The organism is Streptomyces sp. NPDC042201, from assembly GCF_055582185.1.
Map to the genome: position 1 here is coordinate 459,578 of NZ_JBVJDS010000003.1, position 24,858 is coordinate 484,435.

The 24,858-nt window shown below is 68.2% G+C and carries 21 protein-coding genes and 1 pseudogene; 13 read left to right on the forward strand and 9 right to left on the reverse strand.

From position 1 onward, the window contains the following. The first annotated feature begins 22 nt into the window (after positions 1-22). Positions 23-1,801, forward strand: a complete 1,779-nt coding sequence (gene gcl, locus ACZ6MZ_RS09475) for a glyoxylate carboligase (RefSeq protein ID WP_469350804.1) — start codon at positions 23-25, stop codon at positions 1,799-1,801. 346 nt (positions 1,802-2,147) lie between these two features. On the opposite strand, the gene ACZ6MZ_RS09480 is transcribed toward gcl, so the two are convergent. Continuing rightward, positions 2,148-3,038: a 2-hydroxy-3-oxopropionate reductase gene (locus tag ACZ6MZ_RS09480; RefSeq protein ID WP_469350806.1), complete on the reverse strand. Its 891-nt coding sequence runs from the start codon at positions 3,036-3,038 to the stop codon at positions 2,148-2,150. A 32-nt stretch (positions 3,039-3,070) separates the two neighbouring features. After that, positions 3,071-3,892 carry a TIM barrel protein gene (locus tag ACZ6MZ_RS09485; protein ID WP_469350807.1) on the reverse strand — a complete coding sequence of 274 codons (822 nt, stop codon included), beginning with the start codon at positions 3,890-3,892 and terminating at the stop codon, positions 3,071-3,073. 486 nt (positions 3,893-4,378) lie between these two features. Between ACZ6MZ_RS09485 and ACZ6MZ_RS09490 the strand changes: the two genes are divergently transcribed. Next, on the forward strand, positions 4,379-5,905 hold the full coding sequence (locus ACZ6MZ_RS09490; protein ID WP_469350809.1) for an NHL domain-containing protein: 1,527 nt from the start codon (positions 4,379-4,381) through the stop codon (positions 5,903-5,905). A gap of 56 nt (positions 5,906-5,961) precedes the next feature. Here the strand turns inward: ACZ6MZ_RS09490 and ACZ6MZ_RS09495 are convergent, their stop codons facing one another. After that, on the reverse strand, positions 5,962-6,468 hold the full coding sequence (locus ACZ6MZ_RS09495; RefSeq protein WP_469350811.1) for a hypothetical protein: 507 nt from the start codon (positions 6,466-6,468) through the stop codon (positions 5,962-5,964). A 43-nt stretch (positions 6,469-6,511) separates the two neighbouring features. Beyond that, positions 6,512-7,612 carry a hypothetical protein gene (locus ACZ6MZ_RS09500; RefSeq protein WP_469350813.1) on the reverse strand — a complete coding sequence of 367 codons (1,101 nt, stop codon included), beginning with the start codon at positions 7,610-7,612 and terminating at the stop codon, positions 6,512-6,514. A 402-nt stretch (positions 7,613-8,014) separates the two neighbouring features. On the opposite strand from ACZ6MZ_RS09500, the gene ACZ6MZ_RS09505 reads away from it, so the two are divergent. Then, on the forward strand, positions 8,015-8,734 hold the full coding sequence (locus tag ACZ6MZ_RS09505; protein WP_389792724.1) for a hypothetical protein: 720 nt from the start codon (positions 8,015-8,017) through the stop codon (positions 8,732-8,734). Positions 8,735-8,801: 67 nt separating this feature from the next. Then, positions 8,802-10,631, forward strand: a complete 1,830-nt coding sequence (locus ACZ6MZ_RS09510; protein WP_469350815.1) for an FG-GAP-like repeat-containing protein — start codon at positions 8,802-8,804, stop codon at positions 10,629-10,631. On the opposite strand, the gene ACZ6MZ_RS09515 is transcribed toward ACZ6MZ_RS09510, so the two are convergent. The 3 genes from ACZ6MZ_RS09515 to ACZ6MZ_RS09525 form a co-directional block, all read right to left on the reverse strand. Continuing rightward, positions 10,618-11,136 carry a phosphotransferase-like protein gene (locus ACZ6MZ_RS09515; protein WP_469350817.1) on the reverse strand — a complete coding sequence of 173 codons (519 nt, stop codon included), beginning with the start codon at positions 11,134-11,136 and terminating at the stop codon, positions 10,618-10,620. The genes ACZ6MZ_RS09510 and ACZ6MZ_RS09515 overlap by 14 nt on opposite strands. 93 nt (positions 11,137-11,229) lie before the next feature. After that, a complete protein-coding gene (locus tag ACZ6MZ_RS09520; RefSeq protein WP_469350819.1) occupies positions 11,230-11,439 on the reverse strand; it encodes a hypothetical protein in 210 nt (69 codons plus the stop codon). 732 nt (positions 11,440-12,171) lie between these two features. Continuing rightward, positions 12,172-12,621 carry an ABC-three component system middle component 2 gene (locus ACZ6MZ_RS09525; protein WP_469350821.1) on the reverse strand — a complete coding sequence of 150 codons (450 nt, stop codon included), beginning with the start codon at positions 12,619-12,621 and terminating at the stop codon, positions 12,172-12,174. An 827-nt stretch (positions 12,622-13,448) separates the two neighbouring features. Here ACZ6MZ_RS09525 and ACZ6MZ_RS09530 point away from each other — a divergent pair. Together ACZ6MZ_RS09530 and ACZ6MZ_RS09535 are read left to right on the forward strand one after the other, a co-directional pair. Then, positions 13,449-14,918, forward strand: a complete 1,470-nt coding sequence (locus ACZ6MZ_RS09530) for an MFS transporter (RefSeq protein ID WP_469350823.1) — start codon at positions 13,449-13,451, stop codon at positions 14,916-14,918. Positions 14,919-15,024: 106 nt separating this feature from the next. Next, positions 15,025-15,879 carry an isocitrate lyase/PEP mutase family protein gene (locus ACZ6MZ_RS09535; protein ID WP_469350825.1) on the forward strand — a complete coding sequence of 285 codons (855 nt, stop codon included), beginning with the start codon at positions 15,025-15,027 and terminating at the stop codon, positions 15,877-15,879. A gap of 12 nt (positions 15,880-15,891) precedes the next feature. Here ACZ6MZ_RS09535 and ACZ6MZ_RS09540 read toward each other — a convergent pair whose 3' ends face one another. Continuing rightward, the gene (locus ACZ6MZ_RS09540; protein WP_469350826.1) at positions 15,892-16,836 is read right to left on the reverse strand and encodes a LysR family transcriptional regulator; all 945 of its coding nucleotides are present in this window, start codon (positions 16,834-16,836) and stop codon (positions 15,892-15,894) included. Between the two features lie 62 nt (positions 16,837-16,898). Between ACZ6MZ_RS09540 and ACZ6MZ_RS09545 the strand changes: the two genes are divergently transcribed. Further along, positions 16,899-18,221, forward strand: coding sequence for an amidohydrolase family protein (locus ACZ6MZ_RS09545; protein ID WP_469350828.1), 1,323 nt, complete (start codon positions 16,899-16,901; stop codon positions 18,219-18,221). A 137-nt stretch (positions 18,222-18,358) separates the two neighbouring features. On the opposite strand, the gene ACZ6MZ_RS09550 is transcribed toward ACZ6MZ_RS09545, so the two are convergent. Beyond that, entirely contained in the window at positions 18,359-18,943 is a 585-nt protein-coding gene (locus ACZ6MZ_RS09550) for a TetR/AcrR family transcriptional regulator (protein ID WP_469350829.1), read from the reverse strand. 75 nt (positions 18,944-19,018) lie between these two features. On the opposite strand from ACZ6MZ_RS09550, the gene ACZ6MZ_RS09555 reads away from it, so the two are divergent. The 6 genes and pseudogenes from ACZ6MZ_RS09555 to ACZ6MZ_RS09580 all read left to right on the forward strand — a co-directional run bounded on the left by ACZ6MZ_RS09555 (position 19,019) and on the right by ACZ6MZ_RS09580 (position 24,855). Next, complete coding sequence (locus ACZ6MZ_RS09555; RefSeq protein ID WP_469350831.1) at positions 19,019-19,849, forward strand: SDR family oxidoreductase; 831 nt, start codon at positions 19,019-19,021, stop codon at positions 19,847-19,849. Positions 19,850-19,858: 9 nt separating this feature from the next. Further along, positions 19,859-20,107 (forward strand): TetR/AcrR family transcriptional regulator C-terminal ligand-binding domain-containing protein, encoded by a 249-nt coding sequence (locus tag ACZ6MZ_RS09560; protein ID WP_469350832.1) that lies wholly within the window; start codon positions 19,859-19,861, stop codon positions 20,105-20,107. A gap of 194 nt (positions 20,108-20,301) precedes the next feature. After that, positions 20,302-20,499, forward strand: a pseudogene (locus tag ACZ6MZ_RS09565) (hypothetical protein); the annotation flags it as partial. 1,174 nt (positions 20,500-21,673) lie between these two features. Further along, positions 21,674-22,873, forward strand: a complete 1,200-nt coding sequence (locus ACZ6MZ_RS09570) for a cytochrome P450 (protein ID WP_469350833.1) — start codon at positions 21,674-21,676, stop codon at positions 22,871-22,873. Continuing rightward, positions 22,870-23,130, forward strand: a complete 261-nt coding sequence (locus ACZ6MZ_RS09575) for a ferredoxin (RefSeq protein WP_469350835.1) — start codon at positions 22,870-22,872, stop codon at positions 23,128-23,130. Before ACZ6MZ_RS09570 ends, ACZ6MZ_RS09575 begins: the two co-directional genes overlap by 4 nt. 1,023 nt (positions 23,131-24,153) lie before the next feature. Then, the gene (locus ACZ6MZ_RS09580; protein WP_384329175.1) at positions 24,154-24,855 is read left to right on the forward strand and encodes a hypothetical protein; all 702 of its coding nucleotides are present in this window, start codon (positions 24,154-24,156) and stop codon (positions 24,853-24,855) included. The last annotated feature ends 3 nt before the right edge of the window (positions 24,856-24,858 follow it).

The following is a 24,858-nucleotide window of genomic DNA, read 5'->3' on the forward strand; positions in this document are numbered from 1 at the left end:
CCGGCCGAAGCAGGAGCACTCCATGCCTCGAATGACCGCTGCCCGAGCGGCAGTTGAGATCCTCAAGCGCGAAGGCGTGACAAACGCGTTCGGTGTGCCTGGCGCCGCGATCAACCCCTTCTACGCAGCCCTCAAGGCTTCCGGCGGCGTTCATCACACGCTCGCCCGCCATGTCGAAGGCGCCTCGCACATGGCCGAGGGCTACACCCGCACCCACCCGGGCAACATCGGTGTCTGCGTCGGTACGTCGGGCCCCGCAGGCACCGACATGATCACCGGGCTGTACTCCGCGCTCGGTGACTCGATTCCGATCCTCTGCATCACCGGCCAGGCGCCCACCGCGGTGATCCACAAGGAGGACTTCCAGGCCGTCGACATCGCCTCGATCGCCGCGCCGGTCACCAAGGCCGCGACCACCGTCCTGGAGGCCGCGCAGGTCCCCGGCGTCTTCCAGCAGGCCTTCCATCTGATGCGCTCGGGCCGTCCCGGCCCGGTCCTCGTCGACCTGCCGATCGATGTCCAGCTGACCGAGATCGAGTTCGACCCGGAGACGTACGAGCCGCTGCCGGTCTACCGGCCGGTCGCGAGCCGCGCCCAGATCGAGAAGGCCGTCCGGCTGCTGAACGAGTCCGAGCGCCCGCTGATCGTCGCCGGCGGCGGCGTCATCAACGCCGACGCCTCCGCTCTGCTGGCCGAGTTCGCCGAGCTGACCGGCGTGCCGGTCGTCCCGACCCTGATGGGCTGGGGCGCCCTCGCCGACGACCACCCGCTGAACGCCGGCATGGTGGGCCTGCAGACCTCGCACCGCTACGGCAACGCGACGTTCCTGGAGTCGGACTTCGTCCTCGGCATCGGCAACCGCTGGGCCAACCGCCACACCGGCAAGCTCGATGTCTACACGCGAGGCCGGACGTTCGTCCATGTCGACATCGAGCCCACCCAGATCGGCAAGATCTTCGCGCCGGACTACGGCATCGCCTCGGACGCCAAGGCCGCGCTGACGCTCTTCGTCGAGGTGGCGAAGGAGCTCAGGGCCGCGGGTGGACTGCCCGACCGCGGCGCGTGGGCCGCCGCAGCGCGGGAGCGCAAGGCCACGCTGCACCGCCGTACGCACTTCGACCAGGTGCCGCTGAAGCCGCAGCGCGTGTACGAGGAGATGAACCGCGCCTTCGGTCCCGAGACCCGGTACGTCACCACCATCGGCCTCTCCCAGATCGCCGGCGCGCAGATGCTCCATGTCTACAAACCGCGCCACTGGATCAACTGCGGCCAGGCGGGACCGCTCGGCTGGACCATCCCGGCCGCGCTGGGAGTCGCCGTCGCCGACCCCGAGGCGATGGTCGTCGCGCTCTCCGGCGACTACGACTTCCAGTTCATGCTGGAGGAGCTGGCGGTCGGCGCCCAGCACCACATCCCGTACGTCCATGTGCTGGTGAACAACTCGTATCTGGGCCTGATCCGCCAGGCCCAGCGGAACTTCGACATCGACTTCCAGGTCAACCTGGAGTTCGAGAACATCAACTCGCCCGAACTGGGCGTCTACGGCGTCGACCATGTCAAGGTCGTCGAGGGCCTGGGCTGCAAGGCGATCCGGGTCACCGAACCGGATCAGCTGCTGCCGGCCTTCGAGGAGGCCAAGAAGCTGGCCGCCGAGCACCGTGTCCCGGTCGTCGTGGAAGCGATCCTGGAGCGCGTCACGAACATCTCGATGAGCGGGACCGACATCGCGAGCGTGCACGAGTTCGAGGACATCGCCACGGAGCCGTGGCACGCGCCCACGGAGATCCTGCCACTGGCCTGACCCCCGGCATCCCCGGCCACCGAGGGGGAAGGGGCGGCCCCCGCACCGGAGCGATCCGGCGCGGGGGCCGTTGTCGTGCGCGGTCCACGGCTCGGTTGTCGCGGCCCGGGCAGGCGAGCTGTGGCTCGGTTGTCGCGGCCCGGGCAGGCCAAGAGCGCGGAGTACGGGACCGTCCGTACTCCGCGCGGGCGGAGGCCGCCGGGAACACCGGCGGAAAATAACGCGCGATGCGGCTGTCCGTACGGCCGTTCGCGGGTGGTTCCGGGCGGCGGCGGCACCTGGGCGCGACAGGACAGGTGTCAGCGCCGCAGCCGCCCGGGTTCGGGGTCCGGTGCCGGGCCCGGTGTCAGACCTGCTCGCCGGAGAGGCGCTCGACGGAGCGCAGCAGCGCGGAGTGGTCCAGTCCGCCGTCGCCCTGCGCGCGCAGCGAGGCGACCAGCTGGGCGACCACGGCGCCGACGGGAAGCGCGGCACCGACATCGCGGGCGGCGTCCGTGACGATGCCCATGTCCTTGTGGTGCAGATCGATCCGGAAGCCGGGCTTGAAGTCGCGGTTGAGGAAGTTGTCCCTCTTGCGGGTCAGCACGGTCGAGCCGGCCAGACCGCCGTTGAGGACGTCCAGGGCGGCGGCCAGGTCCACGCCGGACTTCTCCAGGAAGACCACGGCCTCGGCGCAGGCCTGGATGTTGACCGCGACGATCAGCTGGTTGGCGGCCTTCACCGTCTGGCCGGAGCCGTGCGGACCGCACAGCACGATGGTCTTGCCGAGGGCCTCCAGCAGCGGCCTGGCCTCGTCGAAGTCGGCCCGCTCACCGCCCGCCATGATGGAGAGGACCGCCTCGACGGCGCCGGCCTCGCCACCGGAGACCGGGGCGTCCAGGACACGGATGCCCTTTCCGGCGGCGTTCTTCGCCAGGTCCACGGAGGTCTGCGGGGTGATCGAGGACATGTCGATCAGCAGGGCGCCGCGCTTTGCGTTGTCCAGGATGCCGTTCTCGCCGTACGCGACGGCCTCGACGTGCGGGGAGGCGGGCACCATCGTGATGATCACGTCCGCGTCCCGTACCGCCTCGGCGATCGAGCCGGCGGCCGTACCGCCGGCGGCCGAGAGGCGGTCCAGCTTGTCCTGTTCCAGCGTGAAGCCGGTCACCGGGTAGCCGGCCTTGATCAGGTTCTCGGACATGGGGGAGCCCATGATGCCGAGACCTATCCATGCGACCTTGGGGAGACTGCTCATGGGTGCCTCTTTCCACACACGCGTGACAACGGTCAGTTGGTGAGCCAGCCGAAGGCCTCGGCGCTCGGCCGGTCGCCCGGCTTGTACTCCAGGCCGACCCAGCCGTCGTAACCGGCCTTCCGCAGCCGGCCGAGGAGCTCCTCCAGCGGCAGCGATCCGGTGCCAGGCGCGCCACGGCCCGGGGTGTCCGCGATCTGTACGTGGCCGGTCTGGTGGGCGTACCGGTCGATGACCCCGTTCAGGTCCTCGCCGTTCATCGACAGGTGGTAGAGATCCAACAGGAACGAGGCGTTGCCAAGACCCGTGGCCGCGTTGACCCGGTCCACGACCTCGATCGCGGACTCAGCGCTCACCAGCGGACAGAGCGGGGACTCCGGCTTGTTGAGCGCCTCGACCAGCAGGACCGCCCCGATCCGGTCGGCCGCGCGGGCGGCCAGCACGAGGTTCTCCAGGGCGAGGGCGTCCTGCACGCGCGGGTCGACGCCCTCGACGCGGTTGCCGTACAGCGCGTTGAGCGCCGTGCAGCCCACGGAGGCGGCGAAACCGGTCACGACGTCGATATTGGCGCGGAAGCGGTCGGACTCCTCGCCGGGTACGGAGAGCGCGCCCCGGTCGGGGCCCGGCAGTTGCCCGGCGTAGAAGTTCAGCCCCACCAGCCGGGTGCCGGCGTCGTCGAGCGCCTTCTTGAGCGCGTCGAGCTCGGCCCGCGGCGGCGTGGGGGTGTCGGTCCAGGGCCACCACAGCTCCATGGCATTGAACCCCGCCGCGGCGGCGGCCGCGGGTCGCTCCAGAAGCGGGAGCTCGGTGAAGAGGATGGACAGGTTCACATCGAAGCGCCGGTCCGAGTAGCCCATGAAATGCGCCCCTTCCGTATTGCGGAAGTTATATTCTGCTTGATGGAAGCCTGCCCGGGAGGCTCCCGGGCTGTCAAGTGGGGCTCCCGGTTTTCCTCACCCGCGCAGTAGGTTGAGCTCGTGCGATTGAGAGCCGAGTCCTGCTGCGCGGCTCTGACCTGCGGGAACGCCTGCTGATCTGTGCTGACCTGCAGAAATGCCCTCACCTGTTCTCGCTGCTTCGCAGCGTTTTCCAGCTGCGCGTGCCCCTCGCCCCAGTCCAAGGCCCGCTCCGGGCCCTCCAGCGTCGGCATGTCGAACGTCTCGGCCCACCCGGCGGCGGCTGGGCGTCGGCGGGGTCGACTACCCATCGGGTTCGGTGCTCGTCACCGTGCTCCACAAGGACCACTCGGAAGTGGACTTGCCAACCCCAATGCTCTTGTGACTTTCTGGAATCAACCGAAAACCGTCTGTAGTGGGCGGTCGGTGAACGGTGAAGGGAATGCGATGAGCACTGCCCACGCGGCAGCCACGGGTGACGAGCACTCCGCCCCTCCGATCAGCACGATCGCGGGGACCGGGGTGGCGGGGTTCAAAGGGGACAACGAGCCTGCCGTTTCAGCTCAGTTGAACCGTCCGTACGGGATTGCGGTGGACAGCGCCGGCACCCTCTACTTCTCCGACTACAACAATCACCGGGTCCGGAAGATCACGACTGACGGGAAGATCAGGACGGTCGCGGGGACCGGGGTCGCGGGATTCAACGGGGACAATGGCCCTGCTGTCTCGGCCCAGTTGAACTGCCCGCGTGAGGTGGCGGTGGACAGCTCAGACGCCGTCTACATCACCGATGCCAACAATCACCGGGTCCGGAAGATCACGGCCGATGGGAAGATCACCACGGTCGCCGGCACGGGCACCGCGGGGTTCAGCGGTGACGGCGGCACCGCCACCGCCGCCCGGTTGAACTACCCGTTGGGGGTGGCGGTGGACAGCACCGGCGTCCTCTACATCTCCGACTACAACAATCACCGGGTCCGGAAGATCACGACTGACGGGAAGATCAGCACGGTCGCGGGGACCGGGGCCGCAGGCTTCAAGGGAGACGGTGGTCCAGCGGTCTCAGCGCAGGTGAACTGCCCGTACGCAGTGGCGGTGGACTGCGCGAACGACCTCTACATCGCCGATGCCGGCAACCACCGGGTCCGGAAGGTTACGGCCGATGGGAAGATCACCACGGTCGCCGGCACGGGCACCGCGGGCTTCGGCGGTGACGGCGGCCCGGCAACCTCGGCCCAGTTGAACCACCCCTTGGGAGTGGTGGCGGACAGCGCCGGCGCCCTCTACATCTCTGACTACAACAATCACCGGGTCCGGAAGATCACGCCGGACGGCAAGATCAGCACGGTCGCCGGCGCGGGTACCGCGGGCTTCGGCGGTGACGACGGCCCGGCCGCTTCGGCCCAGCTGAACTACCCGTTCGGGCTTGCTGTGGACTGCGTCGACACCCTCTACATCGCCGACCATCTCAACAACCGGGTTCGGAAGATCGCGTCGGCGAAGATGGCCGGGCTGCCCGGTTCGGGCACGGTGGTCTTCTGGGCCAACGTCCGGAGCAGGCTGCGGATGGCGGTCCTGCGTGAGTCCACCAAGGACGGCGCCGAGATCCACCAGTCCCTCGCCGTCCCCAGGGACCACCAGCGGTGGCGGCTGGTCGTGGCGGGCCAGGACAACGGCGACGTCCTGTACACGATCGAGAACGTGCGCAGCGGCAAGGTCCTGGAGGTCGTCGGAGCGCAGGAGCGGGACGGGGCGGTGGTCGCGCAACGCGCCTACGAGGGTGATGACGGACGCCACCAGCAGTGGCGGCTGATCCCGGTGGGCTCGGCGACCGGTACCCCGCAGGTGTACGAGATCGCGAACCGGAACAGCGGTCTGCTCCTGCGCGTCGACACCAATGCCCGCACGGCGATCAAGCAGCACGGGGCGGAGGGTGACGACCGGGACCGGCAGTGGCAGCTGCTCCCGGTGTGACGCACGAGGGGTCGGGGGCGACCTCGCCCCCGACCCCTCGTCTCGTGGCCCGGGCGCTACTGGGAACCGGACGGGTCCTCGGCGGTTGCCTTGGGCGCCTTGCGGGGCTCAGGGGCCTCGGGGGCCTCAGGAGGCTGGGGAGGCTTGGTGTAATCGCTCTTCTTGGGCTTGTTCTCCAGGTCCTCGTTCTTCTGAAGGCCGCTGTGCTCGGTCACCGTCGAACTCGACTCCCGCATGCCGGCGGACGCCGCCGTGGACACCGAGCTGGGATTTTGGGCGTACTGGGCCTGCACACCGGCCGATGCCTGGGTGGTCTGGATGAAGGAGCCGAGGAAGCCCAGGATGGCCCGTGCTTCGGGCGACTGCTCCTGCACGACTTTCGCCCGGGAGGAAGCCCCGTGGATCGCGTTGTTGAACAGGCTCGTGCTCGTGTCGTCGTATGTCTCGTCGTCGGCGTCCTCGAAGTCGACGTTCGCACCCGGCTGCGGTTTGGCGCCGTCGGTGGTTACTGAGAAGAGCCCCGCTCCCTGGCTCGCGAAATTGAAGATGTTGTCGAACACCATGGTCGTCACCCCTGGTCGTCGTCGTGGCGGTGTCGCCGCCCGGTCAAGGCTGCTTGTGCAGCGCTCGTTGGCTGCCGGTCAGGCTCTCGCCGTCGAACATCGTGTGGTGGACGTCCAGGGCGGATACGACCTCGGCCCACCCCTTCATGCGGAAGCCGCCGCCGCCCGCCAGGTCGATGTCGCCGATGTCACGGGCAACCAACTGGTCGAGGGCGGGGTAGTTCCCGGGCTGCGGGGGAGACAGGACCGCCACCGGTACGTCGTACTTCACCGCGAGCAACCCGGAGAAGGTCACCGGGATCTCGTAGCAGTAGTGCTTGTGGGTACGCCGCTGCGTGACGATGGTGTCCACGCGGGAGTCCGGCGGGACCTGGCCGGAGATCTGCGATTTCGAGGCCCAGCTGGTGGTCAGGGAGCCGCCGACGGAGGCCGTGATGCCCAGCGCCAACTGCGCGTTGAGCGCCGCGTTGCCGGTGGCACTGCCCTGGGTCGTGAACGCCACCGAGCTCGTCACCGAGCTCGCGGCGGAGTTCGTCGCCGCGTTCCGCACGCCCGTCTCGGTGGCGTTGGCGTTGTCCACCCCGACGCTGTCCTTGCTGTTCTTGTTGGTCACGGTGTTCGCGTTCTTGTTCGCCATCTCGTTCTGGAGCTGCGTCTGAAGCTGCGCCTGCAGATCCATCTTGAGCTGGTTCTGAAGCTGCAGCTGCAGCTGCGCGCCGACGCTGCCGCCGAAGGTGAGCCGGGCATCCCCCTGGAGCGACCACGTCACCCCGTTCGACACGGTGAAATCGACCGAGTCGGTGAAGGTCATCGGGGACGTCTGGCTGCGGTTGACGTAGGCACGCGAGGAGAACATGTCGGGCGGAGGCTGGTCGATGTTGCACCGCTCCTCGATCAGCGGCTCCCCGAGGTTCATGTAGGCGAGCCAGCCCAGCTGGAACGCGGAACCGGGGAAAGAGCCGAAGCTCGACTTATTCACGGAGAACCCGACGGGCTTGTGCCGCACACCGTAGTCATCGACGTAGACCAGATTGGGGTGGTCCAGGATGGACTGCCAGGTCTGGGAGATGTTCAGTTCCCGCAGGTTCCTCTTCGTCAGCGGCTGGCGCTTGGCCCGGTCCAGGTTGTACGCGTTGGAAGGCATTCCCCGTCCTCGACTGATCTGGCAGAACCGCGCTTGGTGAAATGTAAACAGTAAGTGCGCGTTCGGAAAATCGAAGCTATCACGGGCTCCATTGGCCGAGAAGGCGTCTTGGAGCATCACGCTCAATCGAGTGATCAAGGTTCGTCTGCTGCCCTCAAATCGCGCGAAGCAGAATCTTGAACCACTGTCGATCACCCGATCGTGAATTTCCGGAATTCCCACCTACGGGTGTCGTGGCCTCGAACGATGCCGCTTTTGGGGGCATTTACTTCGATCATCCTTCCGTTTTCGGAGCCGTTTCGATTGAGGGTGGTTGCGCTTGGGGTAATGCCGCGTGATAAACCACTGCACTGAGCGCCCGACGCGTTGTTCTCCACATCAAGAACAGGTGAGGTTTCCGCGATGTACACCCAAGAACGCACGACGATGGCGAATTTGGTCGTCGGCGGCCCGGTAGCGGTGAACAGTTATGACAACGCGATCGTGGCTGCGCTGGTCGAGAGCCGGCCGGTCATGCTCGTCCACGCCTTCAACGGCGGCTACCTGCGGGCCGCCGAGCTGAAGGAGGAGAGCCACGACAAGGGGGTCAAGCTGGCCACCGCGCTCGACCCGGCCACCAAGGAGGCGCAGGGTCACCTCTGGTACATCACCCCCGGCGGCTTCTTCGGGCAGCGACCGCTGTACTTCATCGAGAGCGCCGCGGGCCAGGTGTCGCCCAAACCCGCCGGTGCGAGCGACGCCGACGCCGGGCGCGGCGACGACGGCGCGCCGAAGCCGCAGCGCAGGCGTATCACCGTCCACCAGGAGGCTCCCAAGAGCACGGCCGACACCGTCCAGGTCGGCCTCCCCGACAAGGTCGGCGACAAGTGGCGCGGGAAGAACGGCGCGCCCGAGGACACCCAGCTCTGGGTCGTCACGGTGACGCCGTGGGGCGGGATCACCTTCGTGCCGATCATCCACCCCGACGCCATCCTCGGGTTCAAGGACCACGCGGTGACGGCCGACAGCGAGGTGCGTCTCACCTACAACTGGGGCGGGGACTTCACCGGGACGGTCATCAACACGTTCTACCCGCGGCTGCCCAGCGAGTGGAACGTCCCGTATCACCACGTCTTCACGTGATCCGCGGCCACCGCCGTACCAAACCTGTCCCGAGCCAACGCCCGCACCGCCTGGAAGAGGCACCACGATGCCCGTGCCCACGGAAGAACTGAAGCTGGAGATCGTCAACGCCGCCACGGGGGAGACCCTCGGCGCCAAGGCCGCGCCGAGCGCGGACGGGGCGCTCGTCGTCCGCGATTTCCCCGATGGCGGCCCGAGCCCGGAGCAGTGGCGGCTCACCCCCGTGCAGGCCGCGCAAGACAACCAGGCGTATGTGATCCGCAACGCGGTCAGCGGCAAGGTGCTCGACAACCCCGCCGCCGCGGACCGCGGCGTCCGCCAGTGGGACGCCTCAGCCGGCCAGAAGGGCCAGCAGTGGCGCTTCGTCCCCGTTGAGGGCGAAGCGGGCCTCTACTTCATCGAGGGCGCGACCGATGGCGCCGTTCTCGACCTCGCCGACCCCGGCGAGGACGAGACTCGAATCGTCCTGCGCGAGTACGACGACGGCGCGGAGAGCCAGCGGTGGCGGTTCGTCCCGGCCGAGCCCGAGCGCACCAGCGAGCCCGTGCTGCGCTGGGCACCTCTGAGCCACTGGAACGGTCGCCAGTCATGGCGGCTGGTCCACTCGGCCGCACTGCGGCCGGCACCCGACGCGACGCCCTCCTTCAGCGACGTGCTGCTGGTCCTCGATCAGTTCGGGAGCGACCAGGACGCCGGCGGGTGGGACAGCAAGGGGGCGACCCGCTCTCCCAGCGGCCAACCGGGCTGGTGGGCCAGGGTCGGTGCGCGGTTCCTCGCCGACACCACGGGAGCAAAACGGGAGGACATCGTAGGGCTCAAACCCGCGAAGGGGGCTGTGACGGCCTCCAGCAGAGGCGACGGGACGTTCGACGACGAGGAGCGCATCCTGCACCCACCCGGGCCCTCCCCGAGTCCCAAGGAATTGTGGACCCTCGTGGACACGACGGGCGACGGCAAACCCGACGTCGTCGTGCTTTCCGCTGACGGTGTCCGGGTGAGCCCTCAGGACGAGGACGGGACGTTCGCGCCCGGCGGCGAGCTGGTTCTTGAGGCATTCGGACACGGCCCGCAGGCCGGCGGGTGGCTTGCCGACAAGCACCCCCGCTTCCTCGCTGACACCACAGGTGACGGCAGGCTCGACATCGTCGGCTGCCACGACGACGGCGTCTGGGTGTCCCTCCAGGACGAGAAAGGAAAGTTTGCACCGCTTGCCGACGAACCGGCTCTCCAAGCGTTCGGCCACGACGAGAAGGCGGGTGGCTGGCTTGCCGACAAGCACCCCCGCTTCCTCGTCGACACCACAGGTGACGGCAGGCTCGACATCGTCGGCTGCCACGACGACGGCGTCTGGGTGTCCCTCCAAGACGAGGAAGGCACGTTCGCCGACCCTCTTTACGTCCTCGACGACTTCGGGGTCGACCAAGGGTGGAGCTCAGTCGAGGAGCACCCCCGGTTCCTGCTCAGGACCACCGATGACGGAGCAGTGGACATCGTCGGGTTCGGCCCGCAGGGCGTCGTAGTCGCACGCGGGCGCGGCGACGGCACGTTCGAGCCCTCCAAGCTCGTCCTGAACGACTTCGGGCTCGCCCAGCGGTGGACGAGCAAGAAGCACCTCCGGTTCTTCGCCGACGTCACCGGCGACGGCAACCCGGACATCGTCGGCTTCGGCGACGAGGGGGTCTGGGTGTCGCACAGCCATGGCGACGGCCGGTTCGAGCAGGCCCAGCTGGTGTGCCGCGGGTTCGGGTACAACGAGGACGCAGGCGCCTGGCGGGTCGACCGCCACCCCCGCTTCCTCGCCGACATCACCGGTGACGGACGCGTCGACATCGTCGGCTTCGGCGGCCCGGGGACGTACGTGGCCCGAAACCTCTTCCGCCGCTTCAGGACCCGATAACCCTCAAGGGGACCTCCACAACCGCATCACGGCGACTCGCCACCGGCGTGCCGGAACCTGTCACCCCGACCCGACGTGTGGCCTGGCACGTCTTCGCCTGCGAGGTCGCACGTCGAGCAACCTGGGCGATCTGGCGTGCTGCCAGACCTGGTGGGCGGTCACCGCGCATCTGCTCTCGCTGTTCCAGTTCCGGCAAGAGGCAGTGCACGCCGACGCCAGCGGCCATCCCCGCGACTGCCCGGTGGAAGCCCATCCAGGTGTGCTTGAGCACGCTCTGGAGCTGGTCGGGGGCGAGGTCCTGCGGCGATGTCCGCATGGCGTGGAAGGCGTCCACCGGCATGTAGAAGTACGTGTCGTCCAGGATCGGGAGGAGTTCCTTGGCGATGCTCGACTTCCCGGAACTCGATGTACCGTTCAAGAAAATGATCAATCCGCCAGGCGTCTGTGACGCTTCCGCTGACCTGGCAGTCTGGGTAAACGGGGTTGGAACTGCAGCTGTTGACATGTATTCCTCCGCTTCGTGCGCTGCTGGTATCCGATCATGCTGTGCGTTCAGGCGTCGGCTGGCTTGGGTGCCCCTCGTGCCTGACGGAGATGGTCATGGGCGACCCTCGTTGTCCGAGGCTCGGGCGGCGAGGTACTCGGCCCAGTCCCGTCTGGCGTAGGCGACCCAGCGGAGCACGGTCTGGCGGTGCATCCTGGTCGCGTCGGCGAGAATCGGGCTGGGGAGATCAGCAGCGAGAGCGGCCAGCGCCGCGTTGCGGGCGGTGCGGACCGGGATGCCATGGCAGCCCAGTCTCTGGGTCATGCCATGCGTCGAGATCGGCTTGGGGCTCTGTGGGAAATTACGTTGTCGCAGGTCAGGGCTCAATGATTCGGTCGAGCAGGGTGATCTGTCCCTTGTTGACGCGGCGCTGCCCGGCGTTGAGGCCGGTGTCGACATCCGGATCGCTGTCCCCGGTCAGCATGAGTCGCATCACGGACGCTTCCGCGCTCTCGCCAGTGGCGGCGGGTGAGTGAAGGAGCGGAGACAGGGGGTCGACCATACGCGTCTCGGGGACGACCGAGAGATGTACGAGGTCGCTCAGCGCCAGACTCCGGCTGCCGCCCGTCTCGTTCTTGCGGATTCTTAACCGCGAGGCCCAGTTCGCCCAGGAGGAACAGGAAAAGGCTGTTCGTGCTGCGTGCTGCGTGCTGCGTGCTGCGTGCTGTGTGCGTCGCGGTGACCTGGGTGTCGGCGAACCCGGTGACCAGGTCCCGGAGGTCTTGCCGGTGAAGGTGGATGGTGTTGCTGTGCGGTGCGCGCAGCAGAGTCAGCACGGTGCCGTCCGGCAGCCGCAGTGCCAGGAGGATCTGGCTGTAGCCCTCGGCTTCCGGGATCTCGGGCGCCCGGTTGCCGCCGAGCATGTACTCGATGGACTCGGCGATGAACGACTTGCCGGTGTCGGAGGCCCCGTATATCACCTTGAGTGCCGGGTCGAACTCCACGCTTGCGGCGGGCTTGCCGGAGCCCGCGTAGGTGAGGTGGATCAGACGCAGATCACCCGTGGCTGGCCTCGGCCCGTACGAAGTACGCGGTCGCGCGGTCCACGATCTCCTGAGTCGCGGTACGGGCGTCCGTACTGGCGGAGAAGTGACGGACGGCCCACTCGGCCCGCTCGCGCAGTGACTCGACGTAGGGCGCCTCAAGGACATCGACGAAGACCGGTCCCCGGTCTGTGGCCGCGTACATCAGGCCCTCGGTGCGGTCCACCACGCCCGCCAGGCCGGCCCCGATCAGGACGAGGAGGGCTTCCTCCAGCACCGCTCGCTTCCTCCCGAGTTCTCCTGCGCGTGCGGGCAGTTCCGGGTGCAGGCTCGGTGGCCCCTCGAACTCACCACTGTGAAGCAGCACATGGTCCAGTGCGACGAGCTGCGCGAGGTCCATGGGCTCGGGGTGGCTTTCAGCCAGGAGGACAAGAGCGCGTACGAGGAAGTCCACCGCCCGCACGGCCGCTACGTGTCTCCCGGTGATGCCGAAGCACGTTCCGCGCTGCTGGAGCGGCCCCGGCACACCGCACCGCCCAGGGGCATGGACAGCGCCGCGCAAGCCGCGGCACCCACCGAAACGGTGCCCACAATTCTTCCGGCGCGCTCGGCGGGACTCAGTGTGCACCGTCCGGAGAGCACGGTGCGGCGAAGAGGCCGTCTGAGCTGAGAGCGGTGGGTGGTGGCCCGCGCCGGTCTGCGCCAACCCGCCAGTTCTCCTGATCCCCGCTGAGGCAGCACCCTTTCCATCTCTGATCAGCTCGGCGTTTGCTGAGCTTCCCCTGGCACCGACCACGCCAAGAACTCGGCAATGCGGAGCGCGGTGAAGCCTTTGGGCGTCGGCAAGCCGTCAATACACCAACTGCCTTACTCACGCCGGTCGTTGATGACATCCGGGAGCGATATCTCCTTCCTGGATCGCCCGTGGAGGCCGCCCGACCGGTCCTCATGACGGATTGCCCCCGCTCGGATCGATCCCGGCTCCGAGGCGGTCCGGGGCCGGTGAACTGCGGCAGATCGGTGTCCGCCGCCGCAGCGGATCTTGGTGCATACGGCTACCGGCCGCACGCGGACTATGACCCAGATAGCAGCAAAAGTGTCGAGTATTGGTCATAAACGACTCATAGACGCCTGCTTGAGCGACCCCTAAGGTCCCAATTGGCCCGCCGATCAAGGTGATGCCAAACACGCTATCGGTCCACCCAATCCCATTCGCCTCATCGAGCGGATCGGTACGCAGGGTGCTGTGCGGAAAAGCAATCCACGCTGTGGCGAAAGAGGCAAGATCAGATGTCCCTCGTGTCATCCCCAAAATTTGAGCTGAACAAGTCCTATGCATTCCTGATCCTCGCCTTCATTCTGATCGAGGCGACCGGAGCGTTCGAACAGGTCATGATCTACGCGGCCATCCCATTCCTGATGGGCCATTTCCACATGGATGCCGCCGCGCTCTCGTGGGCCGTCACGCTGTTCCTGCTTGTCGGCGCCGGCACGGCCGCGATATCCAGCCGCCTCGCCGATATGTACGGACGCAAGCGCGTGCTGATCGTCCTCATGGCGCTCTCGGCCCTCGGCTCATTCATCAGCTTCGCCTTCGCCAACTATGAGGCGATCCTGGTCGGCCGCGCCCTCCAGGGCACCAGCGCCGCCCTCTTCCCGATCCTCATCGCGCTGGCCCGCGAGATCCTCCCGCCTCCCCGAGTCCCGGTCGCCGCGGCGGTCGTGACGGGTACCGCGATCATCGCCGGCGCCCTGGGAACCTTCGTCGGCGGCATCATCATCGACGGCGGCACCTGGCGCTACATGTTCCTCACCTCCGCCGTACTCGCCGTCGCCTCGATCGCCGTCGCCCTCGCCGTACTGCCGAAATCCGTCATCGCACCCCGCGACGGCACACGCATCGACTGGCTCGGAGGCGTCCTCCTGGCACCCGCCGTGGCCTCGATCCTCTACGGCGTCACCCGCACCAAGGACCATGGCTGGAGCGACGGACTCGTCTCCGTCTTCATCGCCGCCGGCCTCGCCCTCGCGGTCTTCTGGGCCGCCTACGAACTCCGCGTCGAATCCCCCATGTTCAACCTGCGACTCTTCCAGCGCCGCGCCCTCGTCCTGTGCCTCCTCGTGACAGCCCTCGTCGCCGCCGGCTCCATGGCCGCCGGATCCCTCCTCATCCCCATCCTCATGCAGAGCCCCGACATACTGCCCATCGGCCTGGGCCTCAGCGCCACCGCCGCCGGAGCCTACGGACTCATCGGCGCAGGCGCCGGCTTCGCCCTCTCACCCTCCGCAGGACGCCTCGCAGCCAAACACGGCGCCAAAGTAACCCTCGCCACCGGCATCGCCGTCTCCATCATCGGCTTCGCCATGCTGCTCGTCGTCTACGGCAACCTCCCCCTCGTCGTCATCGCCTCCACCATCTCCGCCATCGGCGGCGGCTTCCTCCTCGCCGGCCTCCCCAACGTGATCATCGAAGCCGTACCCGCCCGCAACACGGGCGAGGCGATCGGACTGGTCTACTCCGTTTCCCGCACCATCTTCGTCGCCGTCGGCACCTCCGTCGTCTCCCTGCTCCTGGCCTCCTCGGTGGTCCCGAAGACCACCGCGCCCACCGACGACGCGTGGAGGCTGTCCATCGGGTTCGTCGTCGTGACCCTGGTGGCCGCCCTCGTCGTCACCCTGCTCATGCGCAAGAACAAGATCACGGACGAGCCCACCACGGCCCCCGTGCCGGAACCGGACCAGGCCGCCACGTCGAGCTAGCCAGAACGCCGCGGACCGGACCCCCGACGCCCACGGCGTACGAGTCCCGCCGACAGCGTCACCTCCGACAGCCGATCAACATCAGGAACCAGAAAGAAGCCCTCGTATGCCCAACACGCTCAAGCAGATCATCGCCGAGAATGCTCCGCTCATCGTTCCGTCGATCTACGACGGCATCTCGGCCCTCGTGCTGAAGGAATTCGACTTCAAAGCGGCCTACATCGGCAGTTACGCCACAGGCGCGACGCGGTACGGCGTCGCGGACATCGGCTACATCGGTGTGGAGGACATGGCCGACCAGGTGCGCCGGCTGAGTTCGATCATCGAGGTGCCGATCATCGTGGACGGCGAGGGCGGCTGGGGCAACCCCCTCCACGTGGCCCGGTCGGTGAGACAGCTCGAACGGGCGGGCGCCGCCGCGACTCACATCGAGGACCATGAGTTCGGGAAGCACGTGACGTCGAAGCCGAGGGTGATCCCCGTCGGCAAGGCCGTGGACAAGATCAAGGCCGCCCTCGACGCACGCGCGTCCGAGGACTTCCTCGTCATCGCCCGCACGGACTCCGCCGGCTCGGAGGGCCCCGACGCCGCGATCGATCGCCTCCTCGCCTACCAGGAAGCGGGCGCCGACGGGCTGTTCATGGCCGGCGTGCTCAACGCCGAGCAGAAGCAGCGCCTCCGGAGGGAGGCCACGGTGCCGCTCGTCGCCCCGGACTTCCCCGGCCTGACGTCCGAGGACTACGAGGCGGACGGCACTGCGGTCGTGCTCTACTACGGCCTCTCCCACCTCGCCGCCCAGGCGGCCTACCGGGACGTCTTCTCCGTGCTGGCCAAGGAGAAGACGAGCGTGAGTCTTGAGGAGCGCCTTGTCGGGATCCCCGCCATCGTGGGATTCGATTCCTTCCTCGGCGTCGCCCAGGTCCGCGAGGACGCCAGGAAGTACGGGCTTACCGAGGACTGACCCGTCCGGGCTTCACAAGTCCATCGGCTCGGAAAAGCGCTCGCGTGCCAGCGCGATGAACGGCCCCAGGTCGTCGGCGTTGTCGCGGTCGGTTCGCCAGCACAGATACGTCGTGGAGTGGAACTGCTCCAGGGCCAGGGGACGGACCACAACGCCATCCCCGGCGAGGAACCGGTGCCAGGGTGCGGAGGGATTGGCCGGGGTGAGGCAGCAGAAGCCCCCCTCGGCGATCACCGCGGCCAGACCGCCCACGATGCTGGTGGTGGTCTGCACGACATCGATCGCGGCATCGCGGAAGGGTTCGAGGCCGGCGGCGAGGGATTCGACGCCGGGCTGCAACAGCAGACGCAGCCCGGCCAGATCCTTCGGATGGACGAAGTCGAGCCCTGCGTACTCCGGTCGGTCGGGCAGCGCGAGTCCCGTCTTCTCCCTGACCACCGGCAGGAAGTGCAGACGGCGGTCCTCCGAGCGGCGGTTCACCAGCCCCAGCGAGAGCCGTCCGCCCGCGACTTGGTCCATCTGGTCGAAGGACTCCATCGGCTCCAGCCGCACCAGGGCCGCCGGATCGGCGGCATGGACGACATCGTCGACGACGGCTCGGATCACTTCGGGCGGCAGCGAGCGCATACCGATCGCCATCTCGCGGCTGCCCTGCACACGTCGTCGCATGTCGCGGACCAAGGCATCCATGTCGGCGATCGTCTTCTCGGCGTGCGGGATCAACGCGACGCCGAGCGGGGTGAGTTCGACCTTACGGGTGCCCCGCTCGAACAACCGGCCACCCAGCTCCGACTCCAACTGCTGAATGCTGCGACTCAGGGGAGAGGCGGCCATCACGAGCCGCTCCGCCGCACGCGAGTAGTTAAGCGTCTCGGCGACAGCGAGAAAGTACCGAAGGTGCCTTACGTCCATGCGCCAACTATGACGTAGAGCGCGAAAACAGACCACATTGCTCACTCGGTTTCCGCGAATGAAAATCCCATTCCGTCGTGGGGCCGAGATCTGTGAAGGGGAATTCATTGACAACGGCAGCGCAGAACAATCGCAGTATTCCGTCGACCGTCTTCCACGGTTTCCGGCTGATCGTCGGTGACGGAAGAGAGCCGATCGACAACGCCGCGCTCATCGTGCGCGACGGGCTGGTCGTCGCGGCCGGATCTTACGGCGAGGTCGACGTCCCCGACGGTGCGAACCTGGTGAGTCTGGCGGGCCGCACTGTCATGCCGACGATCGTGAACCCGCACGGCCATATCGGCTACTACAAGGGGACCGGCACGGACAAGGCGCATTTCGACCGCGCCAATGTCATCGATCATCTGCGCCGGTTCGTCTATCACGGCGTCAGTGTTTTCCAGTCGCTCGGGACCGACCGGGACGACATCGAGCTGGCGGTACGTGACGACCAGCGTGCCGGGGTCCTGGACGACCCGGAACTCGCGCTCCTGCTCTCCGCGTCCAACGGACTGGCCGCCCCCACACCGGGCGCGGAGAACGGCGGTGCGTTCTTCGCGCCCGACGTCATCCGGGAGGTGTCGACCCCCGAGGAGGCGAGGGCGACCGTACGCGAGATCGCCGCCAAGAACCCGGACGTGATCAAGTTCTGGGTCGACGACCGCAACGGGACGAAGCAGAAGCTGGGGCCCGAGGTGTACGAGGCGATCGTGGACGAGGCGCACCGGCACGGCAAGAAGGCGATCGCGCACATCTACGAGCTGGCCGACGCCAAGGGCGTCGTCCGGGCGGGCGCGGACGGCACCGCCCACATGGTCCGTGAGCCCGGACCCGACGACGAACTCCTCACGCTCCTGCGGGACTCGGGCGCTTTCGTCTTCACCTCGATGAGCATCCAGCGCGGACTCCAGCACAACCTTCGCTGGCTCGACGACCCGCTGCTGGCCGAGACCGTCAGCGACGAGGCGCGGGACCTCATCCGCAGCCAGTTCTCCGGCATCCCGGCCGAGATGAAGGAAGCACTCAACCGGGGCTACCAGGTTCTCGAAGCCTCGCTGATGGCCTACGTGAACGCGGGCGTCACCGTCCTGATGTCGGCCGACACCGGTGTGCTGACGCAGTTCCCGGGCTTCGCCGAACACCGGGAGATCGAGGCCATGGTCGACGCGGGCATGCCCGCGCTGGAGGCCATCAAGGCATCGACCCTCCTGCCGGCGCAGATGCTGGGGCTCACCGACCGGGGATCCCTGGAACCGGGCATGCGCGCCGACTTCATCGTCCTGACGGCCGACCCCCTCGACGCGATCACCAACACCCGCAAGATCGAGTCCGTCCACATCGCCGGCGCCGCCGTCGACCGCGAACGGATGCGCACGTCGTTCCTCGTGTGAGCACCACCCTGCCGGAGGGCCCGGGGATCTCCGGTACGCCGGCCGCGACCGGAGTCCGAAGTCGAGGCGGCGGCGCGCCGCCGCCTCGACTTCGGACGGGCCCCGAGGCCTGCGCCGCCGCCGTCCGGAACGCCCGGCTACTTCGTGAGCAGCCCCGGCAGCACGAGGCGCAGCAGACCGGCGGTGCGCTCGGCCGCGCGTTCCTCGTTGTTGGTGAGCAACTGGAAGAGCAGGGAGCCGAGGAACGCGTCCGCGGCGGCGTCGACATCCGCGTCGCGGCGGACCTGGCCGGCCTCGACACCCTCGTGCAGCCGGGCGACGACGGCGGCGAGGTGCGGCCCGGCGAAGCGCCGGTAGAGCCGCTGGGCCTCGCCGCGGTCGTCCGCGGCTGCGGAGGTCAGGGCGCGGATGAGCGCGGCGCGTGAGGTGAAGACCCGTACGCAGGCTCCGAGCCACTTCTCCAGATCCGCGACGACGTCTCCCGTATTGGGGATCGCGGTGGTCTCGTCGCCCGCGAAGACGTCGGCGACGACCGCCTCGGCGACGAGGGAGGCCTTCGAGGCCCACCACCGGTAGAGAGTCTGCTTGCCCACCCCGGCCCGAGCGGCGATCGCGTCCATCGACAGGCGCTCGAACCCGCCCTCCACCAGCAGATCGCGGGTCGCCTCCAGAATCGCGCGGTGCGTCGCCGCGTTGCGGCGTTTGGGTGGGGACTGGGCCATTCGCGCAGGTTAACAGAGTGCGCTAGCCTCCCCTTCACGAGACTATTCGTCTCGTAAAGAGTCCAGGGAGACACCATGACCGAAGTAGTCGTCGTCATCGGAGCGGGCGGAATGGGGCAGGCCATCGCCCGTCGGCAGGGCACCGGAAAGACCGTTCTGCTCGCCGACTTCAACGACGCCACTCTGGAAGGGACCGCCGACGCCATGCGCGGCGACGGCTACACCGTGATCACCGCGCGGGTGGACGTCGCCACTCGCGCGTCGGTGCACGCGCTCGCCGCCAAGGCCTGCGAGGCCGGCGCCGTGACTCAGGTCGTGCACACCGCGGGCCTCTCGCCGGAGCAGGCGCCGATCGAGGCCATCCTCGCCGTCGACCTGGTGGGCGTCGCCCTCGTACTCGAAGAGTTCGGGAAGGTCGTCGCGCCCGGCGGCGCCGGTGTCGTGATCTCCAGCATGGCCGGCCACATGGGCGCCCCGCTGACCCCCGAGCAAGAGGCGCAACTGGCCGCGACCGACGCCGACGCGCTGCTGCAACTGCCGTTCCTCGCCGGAAGTTCCTTCAACCCCGGCTCCGCGTACTCCATGGCCAAGCGCGTCAACCATCTCCAGGTGCGCACCGCGAGCCACTCCTGGGGCGCGCGCGGCGCCCGCGTCAACTCGATCAGCCCCGGTGTGATCGCCACCCCCATGGGCCGACAGGAACTCGAGGGCGGGAACGGTGCCCGGATAAGTGCCATGGTCCAGAACTCCGGCACCGGACGGCTCGGCACTCCCACCGACATCGCCGACGCCGCCGCCTTCCTCCTCGGCCCCACCGCGTCCTTCATCACCGGAACCGACCTGCTCGTGGACGGCGGCGTCGTCCCCGTCATCCGCGCAGCCATGGCCGGATCCCTCTCGGCCTGACGCCAACTCATGGAGGCACTGCGCGAGATCCTGGCGATGGAGACGGCGCGGGACATCCTGGCCCGCGCGATGGAGCGCGGGGAGATCATGGACAGCCCCGCCACCGCTCTGACGGTGCAGGTCCTGTTAGGCCCGCCGATGATCGAGCAGCTACTCACCGGCGACGGACCGAACCCGCAGCTTGCCGAGGATGTCATCGACCACATCCTCCTGCCCGCCCTCACCGCTTCTGTCGGCAGGGAAGCCGGCACCGTCTGAACCAGGCCCCTGCGACCGGCGTTTGACGCCCCGTGCAGCAGGGCTCTCTTCCCGCATACCGGTACCACGCCGGCCGTCCTCTGACCGCTGAGCGCCACTTCCCTACCTTCCGTGTGCCCGGTCGGCCCCTTGGTCGCCCGTACGGCACCGCACGCCCAAAAACGTCCTTCCTCACCAGAGAGTGTGAGTCTTCCGTGGCAACTTTCCTGTACAAAGAGGGCCGTTGGGCCTTCGGACGCCGACGTCCCGTCGTCCTGTTGTGGATCGCGGCACTGGCCGTCTTCGGGGTGGTCGGCACCCAGAGCTCCGGCGCCGCGTCCACGTCCATCTCCTTGCCGGGCACCGAGGCGCAGAAGGCGTTCGACCTGCTGGAGGACCGCTTCCCGGCCGCCGGGCAACTGGCGGGCTCACAGTGCTGATGGCAGAAGGCCGCGGCATTGACAAGGGGCTGCGGTCAGGCAACCCCGGAAACCGGGAGAGGCAATGGAGGCAATGGCGGACCGACCGACCGTCGACGTATGCGCACAGGCTCTGACCAAACGGGGAAGCCGCGCGCCCGGTAGGCCGTCCACCATGACACGGCCGGTGTGTAAGCGCACCAGCTGAAGGAAACGGCGTTGTCATCGTCGACACGACGAGCCTCTTGCCGGATGGCCAGGCCGTCGCACCGTGTTGGCACTCGCCCGGCTGTCGTGTGCAGTGCGGCTGCTCACTGGAAATCCTTGACCGGGCCCGGATGCCTCAGCGGCGCCCAGCCACTTCTTTCCATAACCAGACCGTCAACCCAACCCGTTGAGGAGAGTCGCCATGGTCGCTATGTACGCACTGACCCTGTTCCCCGACCCGACACCCACCGACCCTGTGCCCGTGAGCGACGCGAAATATGACCCGGACTTGCATGCATAGCAATGGCGTGTGAAGGATGATGATGAGTAGCAACTCGCTCAATGTCGATCTTGATCCATCTGTTCAGGACGCCATTGCGAGGCAGGTTGGGAATCCGAACTCTTGGACGCAGCACGATTTGGCGTCCACTATTGTGCTAAATGTGTCTCACGCCAGGGAGCTGGATGGGCTGCGTCTGTGTCCGAACGGCAAAGTGCTGATTCTAACCCTGAACTTTCGCCTCGAACACGTTGGTCCAGGTCGATCACGGCTGCGTGCCGAAAGTCGAGCTGCCTTTCCCGGCGTGGCGGGCCGCTGCTACCGAGGGCTCGTCATCGGGACCGGCGGACATGGGGTGGGTATGCGGCGCCGGCGCTTAGCAATCCGCTATCGATCCGAGTAGCACCAAAGCACATCCGATCTCGCCGCAGGTGTCGGTGTGTCAGAGTCGGTCGTGCGCTGGGCAATCCGCGCTGCTGACCAGGCCCGTACCCGGCGGCTGCCTGCGCGCCCCGTGAGGCGATCTTGACGCCACGCGACCCGTCTACCTAGCGTGGTGAGCGGTTGCTCGGGACGCATCTCCCGTGGCCAACCAGCCCGTTCGTCTCCGCCGTAGCCCGTTCGGCTCCTTCGAGCGCGCTCGGATCCTCCTCAACCGTCGCGTCCGCGAGGGAGATTCTCTTGACGAGCACCACTTTGCCTGTCCCCGTCTCCTATCCCTTCAACAGGGGGCCCGGCCTCGGCATGCACGAGGCCTACGCCCAGGCCCGGGCGTTCGGAGGGATGATCCGCGTCCAGATGCCCTACGGTGAGCCCGCGTGGCTGGCCACGCGCTACGCTGACGTACGCGCCGTCCTCAGCGACCACCGCTTCTCCCGCGCCCTCGCCCAGGAGCACGACGAACCCCGGCACACCCCCGGGGCCGGTGTCGAGGCGGACAGCATCCTGTCGATGGACCCGCCCGACCACACCCGGCTGCGCACCCTCGTCTCGCGCGCGTTCACCAAACAGCGCGTCGAGCGCCTGCGGCCCTGGGTCCGGCAGTTGACCGACGAGCTGCTGACAGGGCTGAGGGCGCGGGGCGACACGGCGGACCTGGTCGAGGACTTCGCGCTGCCGCTGCCCGTCGCTGTCATCTGCGAACTGCTGGGCGTGCCGGCCGCCGACCGGCCGCGGTTCCGGGAGTGGAGCGACGGCGTGCTGTCCACCAACCAGCTCATGCAGGAGGAGCAGTTCGCCAACATGCTGGCGCTGCGCGACTACATCACGGGCCACGTCGCGGCGCGGCGCCTCGCTCCGAGGGACGACCTCATCTCGGCGCTCATCGCCGCCCGGGACGTCGAGGACCGGCTCAGCGAGCAGGAGCTGGTCAACCTCTGCGTCGGCATCCTGATCGCGGGCCACGAGACGACCGCCTCGCAGATCCCCAACTTCGTCCACGTGCTGCTGCACCACCCCGAGGAGTGGCGGCGGCTCAGGGACGACCCCGGACTGATCCCTGCCGCCGTCGAGGAGTTGATGCGGTTCGTGCCGCTCATCGTCGGGGGTGCCTTCGCCCGGTACGCGACCGAGGACATCGAGGTCGGCGGGGTGCTGGTACGGGCCGGGGAGCCCGTGATCGTGGCGACCAACGCGGCCAACCGCGACCCTGCGCGCTTCGAGGACCCCGACGCGCTGCACCTGGACCGGCCGGCCAACCAGCACGTGACGTTCGGCCACGGCGTCCACCACTGCCTGGGCGCGCCGCTGGCCCGGATGGAACTGCAGGAGGCCCTGCGCGCACTCGTCACCACGATGCCTCGTCTGCACGTGGCCGACGAGGTCGTGTGGAAAGAGGGGATGCTCGTCCGCGCCCCGAGACGGATGGTGGTGGGCTGGTGACCGCCCGCGCCCCGGCCGACGGCGAGGAGGCCGCCTGGCACCTCGCCGTCGACCAGGGGCAGTGCATCGGCTCCGGCATGTGCGTCGCGCTGGTGCCCGACCACTTCGCGCTGCCGGGCAACACCGCCCTCGTCCTGCCCGGCGCGGCCGACAACAGCCCCGACGCGACGCTCCTCGACGCCGCCGACTCGTGCCCCGTCCTCGCGATCACCGTCACGGACCGCGCCACGGGAAGGACCATCGGGCCGCGCCCCTAAGGGCTGTCCCGTAATCCGTGGTGGATCAGCGCACGGCGTCAGATGGAGGGGGTACCTCCCGTGCCGTCAAGGCTACGGGGGAGCATCGCAAGGCGGAGGGACGTCCGCATACTGGATGTATTCGGGCGTTCCGACAACGCAGCGAGGTGCCGTAGCTGTCGTCGTGCGCCCGCCACGGATTACGGGACAGCCCTTAGGCCCTGTCCGGTCGATCTTCGCGGGCCCGCGACGCCGCAGTGACATCAGCCGCTGCCGCGGCGGGCGGCACCTCGCCGCGTTGTCGGAGTCGTCCAAGTACGTCCAGTGCGAGGACACAGCCGTGTCGTCACGCGCCCGCGGAATGCTCCGAGTTGGCTGGTCGCAGAGTGAGGGCTTTTAGTGCGTATTGCGTCAAGGCCGGGCTTCTGCACTGGTGCAGGAACCGCTGATGCCCAACCAGCCGGCACGGACACCGATGCCGTCCTGAAGGGGCCCGTGCTTCCGGCGGCATCTGCATCCGGCCACGGACAGCAAGGCCGGCCAGGCGGGGTGGTGGCGGCTGCCCCTGAGCTGTGCAGGTCCCACATGGCACACGTCATAGGGACTGTCCAGGGACGTCCGGCCGATCCAGGGCGGGAGCTCGATGCCAGGTCGGGGCCTCGTGGTCCGGGGGAGTCCGCACAGTCGGTGAGATCCGTGTGAGAGCGTGTGGGACGACGACGAAGCCCCGCCGGATTGCCTGGGTTCCAATGATCGTCAGGCCGGCACGAACGACCGGGGCCGCAGCCACCTCCGCCGCCGGGTTCCATCCTTGCTGGAGCTCGGGTTGCGCTCCCTGGTGTCCTCGACCGTGAGCGCCGGCGACCTGTCCGAGCCGGTCGCCGAGTGCCCTTCGTCCTCCTCCGCGCCCGCTACCCCCCCGGGCTCGTCGGCACGGCAGGCGACCCCCGCCGGGCGGTGTGATTGACAGGGCCATGACCATTGTCTAGGTTCCCCTGCGGCAGCGGTGTCACACAGACCCCCGCCCTCCCCGGGAGGATGCACATGGTCGCATCGTTCGTCACTCATCGCGCCCTCGATGGCGGGACGTATCACCTGGAGGGCGACCTCGACCTCGAGTCGCCGTGTACTTCGGCCGTCGAGGTGGTGGTCGGTGGCCGACTGGTCGAGTTCACCGCCGGGCCGGCCTCTTTGGGGGACGATGTCGCCGCTTCCCTGGGCATCGCGTCACCCGACTCCGAGCTCACCTTCCAGAAGGGCACGCTGCGCATCTTCCAGTCGATCGAGCGCGAGCCGCGCTCAGGGCTTGTGGAGCGGCCATCGCTTGTCGTGTGGCGCGGCCGGCGCCACGCACTCGTGACCCGGCTCTATGGCCTGAGCGTGGCCGAGGTGCTCGGGCTGCTCCGGTCGGTGCGTATCGCGGAGAGCGAGTACGGGCTCACCCTCCAGCCGGATCCGTCGGCCGGAAGCGCCTTCGCGCGGCCCGCGACGGTGATCAAGGAGGTGCCCGGCCTCGGGCTGCTGGAGCTGTCCCGGCGGACGAAGGAGCACACCGCCCAGCTTCCGCCCTGGAAGGGGGTGACGGTCGCGTCCGGTGAACTGTTCCGCGACACGCTCTCCGACGGCAGCCCGTTCTTCGTGCTCTCCTCCACCGAGATCTGGGCCACGCTGGTGCCGCTGGCGTCGACTCGCGTCGAGCGGGTGCCCGAGCTCGTCGGGCGTCTCGCGCTGCGGCACACCGGGTGAGCC

Excerpts from the sequence above, each read along its gene's own strand:
- gcl (WP_469350804.1), top strand. The coding sequence starts at position 23 with ATGCCTCGAATGACCGCTGCCCGAGCGGCAGTTGAGATCCTCAAGCGC.
- ACZ6MZ_RS09480 (WP_469350806.1), bottom strand. The coding sequence starts at position 3,038 with ATGAGCAGTCTCCCCAAGGTCGCATGGATAGGTCTCGGCATCATGGGC.
- ACZ6MZ_RS09485 (WP_469350807.1), bottom strand. The coding sequence starts at position 3,892 with ATGGGCTACTCGGACCGGCGCTTCGATGTGAACCTGTCCATCCTCTTC.
- ACZ6MZ_RS09490 (WP_469350809.1), top strand. The coding sequence starts at position 4,379 with ATGAGCACTGCCCACGCGGCAGCCACGGGTGACGAGCACTCCGCCCCT.
- ACZ6MZ_RS09495 (WP_469350811.1), bottom strand. The coding sequence starts at position 6,468 with ATGGTGTTCGACAACATCTTCAATTTCGCGAGCCAGGGAGCGGGGCTC.
- ACZ6MZ_RS09500 (WP_469350813.1), bottom strand. The coding sequence starts at position 7,612 with ATGCCTTCCAACGCGTACAACCTGGACCGGGCCAAGCGCCAGCCGCTG.
- ACZ6MZ_RS09505 (WP_389792724.1), top strand. The coding sequence starts at position 8,015 with ATGTACACCCAAGAACGCACGACGATGGCGAATTTGGTCGTCGGCGGC.
- ACZ6MZ_RS09510 (WP_469350815.1), top strand. The coding sequence starts at position 8,802 with ATGCCCGTGCCCACGGAAGAACTGAAGCTGGAGATCGTCAACGCCGCC.
- ACZ6MZ_RS09515 (WP_469350817.1), bottom strand. The coding sequence starts at position 11,136 with ATGTCAACAGCTGCAGTTCCAACCCCGTTTACCCAGACTGCCAGGTCA.
- ACZ6MZ_RS09520 (WP_469350819.1), bottom strand. The coding sequence starts at position 11,439 with ATGACCCAGAGACTGGGCTGCCATGGCATCCCGGTCCGCACCGCCCGC.
- ACZ6MZ_RS09530 (WP_469350823.1), top strand. The coding sequence starts at position 13,449 with ATGTCCCTCGTGTCATCCCCAAAATTTGAGCTGAACAAGTCCTATGCA.
- ACZ6MZ_RS09535 (WP_469350825.1), top strand. The coding sequence starts at position 15,025 with ATGCCCAACACGCTCAAGCAGATCATCGCCGAGAATGCTCCGCTCATC.
- ACZ6MZ_RS09550 (WP_469350829.1), bottom strand. The coding sequence starts at position 18,943 with ATGGCCCAGTCCCCACCCAAACGCCGCAACGCGGCGACGCACCGCGCG.
- ACZ6MZ_RS09555 (WP_469350831.1), top strand. The coding sequence starts at position 19,019 with ATGACCGAAGTAGTCGTCGTCATCGGAGCGGGCGGAATGGGGCAGGCC.
- ACZ6MZ_RS09560 (WP_469350832.1), top strand. The coding sequence starts at position 19,859 with ATGGAGGCACTGCGCGAGATCCTGGCGATGGAGACGGCGCGGGACATC.
- ACZ6MZ_RS09580 (WP_384329175.1), top strand. The coding sequence starts at position 24,154 with ATGGTCGCATCGTTCGTCACTCATCGCGCCCTCGATGGCGGGACGTAT.